The sequence below is a fragment of the Phytobacter massiliensis JC163 genome (genome assembly GCF_000321045.1).
GTDB classification, from domain to species: domain Bacteria; phylum Pseudomonadota; class Gammaproteobacteria; order Enterobacterales; family Enterobacteriaceae; genus Phytobacter_A; species Phytobacter_A massiliensis.
Genome location: NZ_HE578945.1, coordinates 2,041,904 through 2,049,974 on the forward strand (window position 1 = coordinate 2,041,904; position 8,071 = coordinate 2,049,974).

Annotated in this window: 8 protein-coding genes and 1 pseudogene; 5 read left to right on the forward strand and 4 right to left on the reverse strand. The window is 54.1% G+C overall.

Translation table 11 applies throughout. From position 1 onward, the window contains the following. Nucleotides 1-6: 6 nt before the first annotated feature. Nucleotides 7-96: a small membrane protein YldA gene (yldA, locus tag ENTHG_RS26530; protein WP_421957775.1), complete on the forward strand. Its 90-nt coding sequence runs from the start codon at nt 7-9 to the stop codon at nt 94-96. Here yldA and ENTHG_RS10005 read toward each other — a convergent pair. Next, nucleotides 59-1,324, reverse strand: a complete 1,266-nt coding sequence (locus ENTHG_RS10005; RefSeq protein WP_044178646.1) for a zinc-dependent alcohol dehydrogenase — start codon at nt 1,322-1,324, stop codon at nt 59-61. The genes yldA and ENTHG_RS10005 overlap by 38 nt on opposite strands. A 238-nt stretch (nt 1,325-1,562) precedes the next feature. Between ENTHG_RS10005 and uspG the strand changes: the two genes are divergently transcribed. Then, entirely contained in the window at nt 1,563-1,991 is a 429-nt protein-coding gene (gene uspG / locus ENTHG_RS10010; RefSeq protein ID WP_044179214.1) for a universal stress protein UspG, read from the forward strand. 105 nt (nt 1,992-2,096) lie between these two features. Here uspG and ahpF read toward each other — a convergent pair whose 3' ends face one another. Together ahpF and ahpC are read right to left on the reverse strand one after the other, a co-directional pair. After that, entirely contained in the window at nt 2,097-3,662 is a 1,566-nt protein-coding gene (gene ahpF / locus ENTHG_RS10015; protein WP_044178649.1) for an alkyl hydroperoxide reductase subunit F, read from the reverse strand. Nucleotides 3,663-3,910: 248 nt separating this feature from the next. Next, nucleotides 3,911-4,474 carry an alkyl hydroperoxide reductase subunit C gene (gene ahpC, locus ENTHG_RS10020; RefSeq protein WP_000052802.1) on the reverse strand — a complete coding sequence of 188 codons (564 nt, stop codon included), beginning with the start codon at nt 4,472-4,474 and terminating at the stop codon, nt 3,911-3,913. Between the two features lie 389 nt (nt 4,475-4,863). Here ahpC and dsbG point away from each other — a divergent pair, with 389 nt between their 5' ends. The 3 genes from dsbG to ENTHG_RS10035 all read left to right on the forward strand — a co-directional run bounded on the left by dsbG (nt 4,864) and on the right by ENTHG_RS10035 (nt 7,838). Continuing rightward, nucleotides 4,864-5,607 carry a thiol:disulfide interchange protein DsbG gene (gene dsbG, locus ENTHG_RS10025; RefSeq protein WP_044178654.1) on the forward strand — a complete coding sequence of 248 codons (744 nt, stop codon included), beginning with the start codon at nt 4,864-4,866 and terminating at the stop codon, nt 5,605-5,607. A gap of 396 nt (nt 5,608-6,003) precedes the next feature. Next, nucleotides 6,004-7,227, forward strand: coding sequence for a phosphoadenosine phosphosulfate reductase (locus ENTHG_RS10030; RefSeq protein ID WP_044178658.1), 1,224 nt, complete (start codon nt 6,004-6,006; stop codon nt 7,225-7,227). Further along, the gene (locus ENTHG_RS10035) at nt 7,212-7,838 is read left to right on the forward strand and encodes an IbrB-like domain-containing protein (protein WP_044178661.1); all 627 of its coding nucleotides are present in this window, start codon (nt 7,212-7,214) and stop codon (nt 7,836-7,838) included. The genes ENTHG_RS10030 and ENTHG_RS10035 overlap by 16 nt, the downstream gene beginning before the upstream one ends. Here the strand turns inward: ENTHG_RS10035 and ENTHG_RS10040 are convergent. After that, a pseudogene (locus ENTHG_RS10040) lies at nt 7,839-8,071 on the reverse strand (methionine aminotransferase); the annotation flags it as partial.

The window sequence follows — 8,071 nt, forward strand, 5'->3', positions numbered from 1 at the left end:
TCGTTTATGAGCGAAACAGTCCTTATCGTCCTGAGCTATTTGCTCATCGTGGCCATTATTATTGCGGCGGTACTCTATCTGGAGCGTCGCTGGTAAAGAGGTTCGCGCCGTTACGGATAGCCGTAGCCGACTCGCGCGCCGCTTCCGGGCCGGAAGCGCCAGGCACCAGAATCACCTTGCGGCAGTCTTCCTGACGTTTTTCGAAGATCTCATACCCTTTCGCCGCATCTTCGAACGGCAGATAGTGGGTGACAATCTCCTCCGGCGTTAACAGACCCTGCTCGATGAGCGGTAGCAGCTCCGGCAGCCAGGCGTGGACGTGGGTCTGACCCATTTTAAAGCTGATGCCTTTATCAAAAGCGTCGCCAAACAGGAAGCCGTGGATAAACCCGGCGTAAACTCCCGGCACGCTGACGATACCGCCACGACGAACGGCGGCGATACACTGACGCAGCGCTTTGCCGCTGCTGCCTTCCAGTTTAAGGTTGGTCAGAACGGTTTCCGTCATGCTGCCCTTCGCCTCAAAGCCCACCGCATCAATGACGGCATCTACCCCGCGATTGCCCGCGGTGTTTTCGATGATCACCTCTGCCGGGTCATCATGCTTGTCAAAGTTAATCGGGAAGACATCGTAGCGCTGCTGGGCGAAACGCAGCCGGTATTCGTGGTGATCGACCATAAAGATCTTCTCCGCCCCCAGATAACGGGCGACGGCAGCGGTCAGCAAGCCAACCGGGCCCGCGCCGAAAATAGCGACGCTGGAACCTTTACCGATTTGCGCATTAATGGCCGCCTGCCATGCGGTCGGCAGAATGTCCGAAAGGAACAGCGCCTTATCATCGGAGAGCAAAGGCGGCACTTTAAAAGGCCCGACGTTGCCTTTCGGCACGCGAACGTACTCCGCCTGACCACCCGGCACGCCACCATACAGATGGCTGTAGCCAAACAGCGCCGCCGGGGGTGGGATCTGTTTTTTATTCATTGCTGCCCCGTGGCCAGTGTTGGTCTTTTCACAGGCGGAATACTGTTGCTGCTGACAGAAGAAACAGTCGCCGCAGGCAATAACAAACGGAATGACCACCCGGTCGCCCTTGCGCAAATCTTTGACGTCGCGCCCGGTTTCCACCACTTCGCCCATGAACTCATGGCCAAAAATATCGCCGTGCTTTACCTGGGGAATTTTGCCGCGATAAAGATGCAGATCGGAGCCACAAATAGCCGTGGCCGTTACGCGCAAGATGACATCATCGGCCTGCTCAATTGCCGGGTCTGCCACGTTTTCAACCTTCACATTATGCGGGCCATGATAGGTCAGTGCTTTCATTCGTACCTCCAGAAGCGGCCAGTCAAAAATAGTCGTATCGAATAAAGGGTAGTCAGACCAGCAGGGCTGGTGCGGGTTTTGCGGGGTTTGAGATTAATCCTGGATGGCGGAGCGGCGATAAAAAAAGCGAACGGCACGAGAAACATCTGATTTTTTCAAGAATTGCCCACGACTTAGCAAAATTAATCAGCGTTTTATGCTGCAATGATAGTCACATAATCTACAGGGAGATATGTTTATGTATCAGACTATTATTATGCCGGTCGATGTTTTTGAAATGGCGCTGAGCGACAAAGCCGTACGTCATGCGGAGTTCCTGGCGCAGGATAAGGGCATTATTCATCTGCTGCACGTGCTGCCGGGTTCGGCCAGCATGAGCCTGCACCGCTTCGCCGCCGACGTGCGTCGTTTTGAAGAACACCTGCAGCACGAAGCCCAGACCCGCCTTAACACCATGGTTGAGCACTTTTCGCTGAGCCCGGAGCGCATTAAAACCCATGTGCGGCTGGGAAGCGTGCGGGACGCGGTCAATGAGCTTGCCGAAGAGCTACATGCGGATATGGTGGTGATTGGTTCCCGCAACCCCTCTATCTCTACGCATCTGCTGGGGTCGAATGCCTCCAGCGTCGTGCGCCATGCGCATATTCCGGTGCTGGTGGTGCGTTAATCCCATCCCGGATGCGGCTTCGCTTATCCGGGTTTGTCACCGGTGGGATAAAAAAAGAGGCTGCCCTGGGGCAGCCTCTTCACATTTGCAGGTGTGGTCTTACTGTTATGCTGTTTTGGTGCGAATCAGGTAGTCGAACGCGCTCAGAGAGGCTTTCGCACCTTCGCCGGTGGCGATGATAATCTGCTTGTACGGCACGGTAGTACAGTCGCCTGCCGCAAAGACGCCTTTAACGCTGGTTTCGCATTTCGCATCGATGATGATTTCACCCATGCGGTTACGCTCGATAGTCCCTTCCAGCCAGCCGGTATTCGGCAGCAGACCAATCTGTACGAAGATACCCGCCAGTTCGATGTGGTGAACATCGCCGCTTACGCGGTCGCGGTACTCCAGACCGGTCAGTTTGGTGCCGTCGCCTTTCACTTCTGTGGTCTGGGCGTTAAGAATGATGTCGACATTTTTCAGGCTGCGTACTTTGTCCTGCAGAACCTGGTCGGCTTTCATCTCTGGCGCGAACTCAAGCAGCGTGACGTGTTCAACAATCCCCGCCAGATCGATGGCCGCTTCCACACCGGAGTTACCCCCGCCGATCACCGCGACACGTTTGCCTTTAAACAGCGGGCCATCGCAGTGCGGGCAGTAGGTTACGCCTTTAGTACGGTACTGCTCTTCGCCAGGCACGTTCATGTTGCGCCATTTCGCGCCGGTGGCAATGATCACGCTGCGCGCTTTCAGTACCGCGCCGGAGGCGGTTTCAATCTGGTGCAGGCCGCCTTCTACCGTAGCCGGAATCAGTCGGGAAGCGCTCTGTGAATCGATAACATCGACATCGTATTCGCTAACGTGCGCTTTCAGCGCGCCGGCCAGCTTCTGGCCCTCGGTTTTCGGTACGGAGATATAGTTTTCGATATCTACCGTGTCCAGCACCTGGCCGCCGAAACGCTCGCCCATCAGGCCGGTACGAATACCTTTACGCGCGGAGTAAACCGCCGCCGCTGCGCCTGACGGGCCGGAGCCGACAATCAGCACTTCGTAAGCATCGCGTTTGCTCAGCTCTTCTGCCGCGCGTTTTTCTGCGCCGGTATCCACTTTCGCGACGATTTCAGTCAGGGTCATACGGCCCTGGCCGAACTCTTTACCGTTCAAAAATACCGCCGGAACGCCCATCACATTGCGGTCGGTGATTTCATTCTGATAAGTACCGCCGTCGATGGCCGTGTGCTTGATGCGCGGGTTCAGCACCGCCATCAGGTTCAACGCCTGAACAACGTCCGGGCAGTTGTGGCAAGAGAGCGAATAGTAGGTTTCGAACTCAAAGTCACCGTCGATATCGCGGATCTGCTCCAGCAGCGCCTGCGCCTCTTTTGACGGGTGACCGCCGGTCCACAGCAGCGCCAGTACCAGCGAGGTGAACTCGTGCCCCAGCGGCGAGCCAGCAAAGCGCGGCCCCTGGCTGGAACCCGGGTTGGTGATGAGGAACGACGGCTTGCGCACCGGCAGGCTGTTATCTTCTTTAAACGTGACTTTCTCTGACAGTTCAGCGATTTCAGCCAACAGTTCCTTGATTTCTGCCGATTTGGCGCTGTCATCCAGCGTGGCAATCAGCTCAACAGGTTTCGTCAGTTTCTCAAGGTAGGCCTTGAGCTGGGTTTTCATGTTGGTGTCGAGCATTTTTAATCTCCTGGGCTTAAAACATCATCATGCAAGCGGCCTCGTGCGGACTGCCTGAATGCGCTTGCATCATGGACGCTAGTAATAAATTCGGGTGCTGAAGCACCCGTTTTTAAAGGGGTAATTTCCTAAGTATTTCGCGTCACAGCAAGGCGGCTAGCGGGTGAGTCCCCGGGAGCTTACATAAGTAAGTGACCGGGGCGAGCACGCGACGCCAACGCCGCTGTGGCGTGAAAGACGACGGAAATTTAGATTTTGCCAACCAGGTCCAGGGATGGAGCCAGCGTCGCTTCACCTTCTTTCCACTTAGCCGGGCAAACTTCGCCTGGGTGAGCGGCAACGTACTGAGCTGCTTTGATTTTACGCAGCAGGTCAGACGCATCGCGGCCAATGCCTTCTGCGGTAACTTCGATTGCCTGGATGATACCCTGCGGGTCAACAACGAAGGTTGCGCGGTCAGCCAGACCTTCGTCTTCACGCATGTTGTCGAAGTTACGGGTCAGGGCGCCAGTCGGGTCGCCGATCATCGCGTATTTGATTTTCGCGATGGTTTCAGAGCTGCTGTGCCATGCTTTATGGGTGAAGTGGGTATCGGTAGAAACAGAGTAAACGTCTACGCCCAGCTTCTGCAGTTCTTCGTAGTGATCAGCCACGTCGCCCAGTTCGGTCGGGCAGACGAAAGTGAAGTCAGCCGGGTAGAAGAAGAAGACGCTCCAGCGGCCTTCGGTATCTTTCTCGGTGACTTCGATGAATTCACCGTTTTTGAACGCCTGGTTTTTGAAAGGTTTGATCTTGGTATTAATTAAGGACATCTATACTTCCTCCGTGTTTTCGTTGAGATGTAAGTTAACGAAATTTTCCCGTCAGGGCCAATGCGTTTGCATTATCAAATCAATAAGCGTTAGCTAACAACTTTCACTGAACAACTTTGTGAACAGAACGGTATTCGCTGCGCTTCACTGTACAGCGAATGCGAAACAAAAAAGCCACCGCACGGGTGGCCGATAGCGGAAAAACCCGCGGGTGCTTTCAGTGCCAGTGGAACTGGCATAACGTTGCCCGGCCAGCGTTTTGCCGCACAGACGGTGTGGATTACAACACTCCCGCCACTCTACCACAACGTGCGGATGGGCAGATACGCCCTATGGCTGTGATAGGTTTTACCTTACTCTTTTTATCGCGCTGAAAATAAAGGTTATTTATGTTGAAATATTTCCTCCCGCTTTTTATGACGCCCCTGCTGGCACAGGCAGAAGCGCTACCCGCGCCGGTGCAGGCTATTGAAAAACAAGGCATCACTATCATTAAGTCTTTTGATGCGCCCGGGGGAATGAAAGGCTATCTGGGTAAGTATCAGGACATGGGCGTCACCATTTATGTCACCCCGGACGGCAAGCATGCCGTTTCCGGCTATATGTATGATGCCGCGGGAACGAACCTGAGCGAAAAGCTGATTCAGGATGAGATCTACTCCCCCGCCGGACGAGCGCTGTGGAAACAGATGGAAGCGTCCACCTGGGTCCTCGACGGTAAAAAAGAGGCCCCGCGCATCGTGTATGTGTTTGCTGACCCCTATTGTCCCTATTGCAGCCGCTTCTGGCAGCAGGCGCGCCCCTGGGTTGACGCAGGCAAGGTGCAGATTCGCACACTACTGGTTGGCGTAATTAAACCCGAAAGCCCTGCCGCCGCCGCCGCAATTCTGTCTGACGCCGATCCGGCAAAAAAATGGCGCGAGCATGAGCAGTCCGGGGGGAAATTACCTCTTACGCTGCCGAAAAATATCGCCCCTGATATTATGAATACGTTGAATAGTAACCAAAAATTAATGGACGCGCTGGGGGCTAACGCCACGCCTGCTATTTATTATATGAATGAAAATAACGTTTTACAGCAAGAGGTCGGCTTACCCGATGAGGACAAATTAAAGGCGATTTTCGGCGATTAATTTACTGGCGGCGCTTTAATGTTAAGTCGCCGCTATAGATCAGCACAAAAAGCGCCAAAACCCTCCACTTCGTCGTCCTAATTAATGTTTTTATAATTAGGACAAATCCCTGAAAAACCATACAAAATACAAATATCATTAGACAGCATTACTACACCAGCCACCCACCTAAAAGCACCCACAGCAGACCCGCCATAATAGATAGCCACAAAACAAAGAGTTAGCTCAATTCTGATTATCGTCAACACCTTCATCAACGCATTTACCCTTTTATTCTGGTATCACCCTTTAATGAAATTAATATCATTAAAATCTATATAAAATTAAAGCTTAACTGGCTGCTTAATTTTATTATTATTTTCAACCCAAGGACTAATGGCTCAGGGATAATTGACAATGGGAATAAATAAGTTGCCGCTGGAGCAAAATGTTCTGGAGGCGAGCCGGGAAAGAATTCGCTGGGTGTTACAAAATTTTTCCCGCGTCTGCGTCTCTTTCTCTGGCGGCAAAGATTCAAGCGTAATGCTGAATTTAACCGCGCAGCTTGCTCGTGAGCTTAATAAAAAAATCAACATTTTGTTTATCGACTGGGAGGCGCAGTTCAGCCACACCATTGAGCATGTAGAAAGAGTGCGCGAGGCCTGCCGCGATGTCACCGATCGGTTTTACTGGGTTGCTCTACCGCTGACCACACAAAACGGTCTGTCGCAGTTCGCGCCAACCTGGCAGTGCTGGGAACCCGGCGTCGAATGGGTGCGACAGCCGCCGGAAGATGCCATCACCAGCCCGGAGTTTTTTTCGTTTTACACACTCGGGATGACCTTCGAAGCGTTTGTCACCGAATTTGCCGACTGGTTTGCCAGGAACCGCCCCGCGGCCATGATGGTGGGTATCCGGGCGGATGAGTCCTATAACCGGTTTCTGGCAATCTCATCGCTGCGCAAGCTGCGCTTCGCCGATGATAAACCCTGGACGACCGCCGCGCCGCGCGGCCATGCCTGGTATATCTACCCTATTTATGACTGGAAAACCGCTGATATCTGGACCTGGTTTGCTAAAACCAAAACGCCCTACAACAAGCTCTACGATTTAATGTACCAGGCGGGGGTTCCCACGCGCTATATGCGCATTTGCGAGCCGTTCGGCCCCGAGCAGCGCCAGGGTCTGTGGCTCTATCATGTTATTGAGCCGCAGCGGTGGGCGCAGATGTGCGAGCGGGTAAGCGGAGCCAGCAGCGGCGGCATTTACGCAGGCCAGGACAATCTGTTCTACGGCCACCGCAAGCTCACAAAACCGGACCACCTGAACTGGCGCGAGTACGCCCTTTTCCTGCTCGACAGCATGCCTGAACAGACGGCGGAGCACTATCGCAACAAAATCGCCGTCTATCTGCACTGGTATGAGAAACAGGGCATGACGCGGATACCCGACACCCAGCCAGGGGACGCGGGCGCAAAGGATGTTCCCTCATGGCGACGCATCAGCAAGGTACTGCTCAACAATGATTACTGGTGCCGCGCTCTGTCGTTCAGCCCGACCAAAACAAGCAGCTATAAGCGTTATAGCGAGCGGGTAAAAAACAAACGCAAGGAGTGGGGAATTTTATGCAACAGCGATTAATCAGCGAGATCAAGGCATTGCTGAGTTCTATGCCGGAAGATGAACGCATCGACGCGATTAATGATTTCCGCCGCGCGCTTCATGAGTTCAGCCCCTTTAGCGACCAGCCTGTCGACTGTGTCCTGTGGGTCAAGGGCAGTCAGGTCGCGCCCAATGACTATAACCCTAATAACGTGGCCCCGCCGGAAAAGCGCCTGCTGCTAAAATCCCTGGAAGCCGACGGTTTTACTCAGCCTATCGTGGTGCAGCAAGATAAACCGGATCACTATGAAATCGTTGATGGTTTTCATCGTCACGAGCTGGGCAAAGGGCGGGCGGCGTTGAAAAAGAAACTGAAAGGCTACCTGCCGGCGACCTGTCTTAACAGCAACCGGAGCAGCAAATCGGATCGCATGGCCTCCACCATTCGCCACAACCGGGCGCGTGGACGCCACCAGATCAGCGAAATGTCGGAAATTATCCTTGAACTCACCCGCGCAGGCTGGGACGACGAACGGATAGGCCGCGAGCTGGGCATGGACAGCGACGAAGTGCTGCGCCTTAAGCAGATCAACGGCCTGACAGAACTGTTTGCCGGCCGTCGCTTCTCCCGCGCCTGGACGGTGAAATAACTACAGGCGGCACAGCCGCTCTGCCGCCGCCAGCAGCGTCGCTTCCTGTTTTGCAAAGCACAGGCGAATCAGCTTATGCGGGAACGGATCGGCGCAAAAAACGGAGAGCGGAATGGCCGCCACGCCCACCTCAGTGGTCAGCCACTCGCAAAAGCTGACATCGTCCAGCTCTGAGATGGCGCTGTAGTCCGCCAGCAGAAAATAGGTGCCTTCGCAGGGCAGGATTTCCAGGC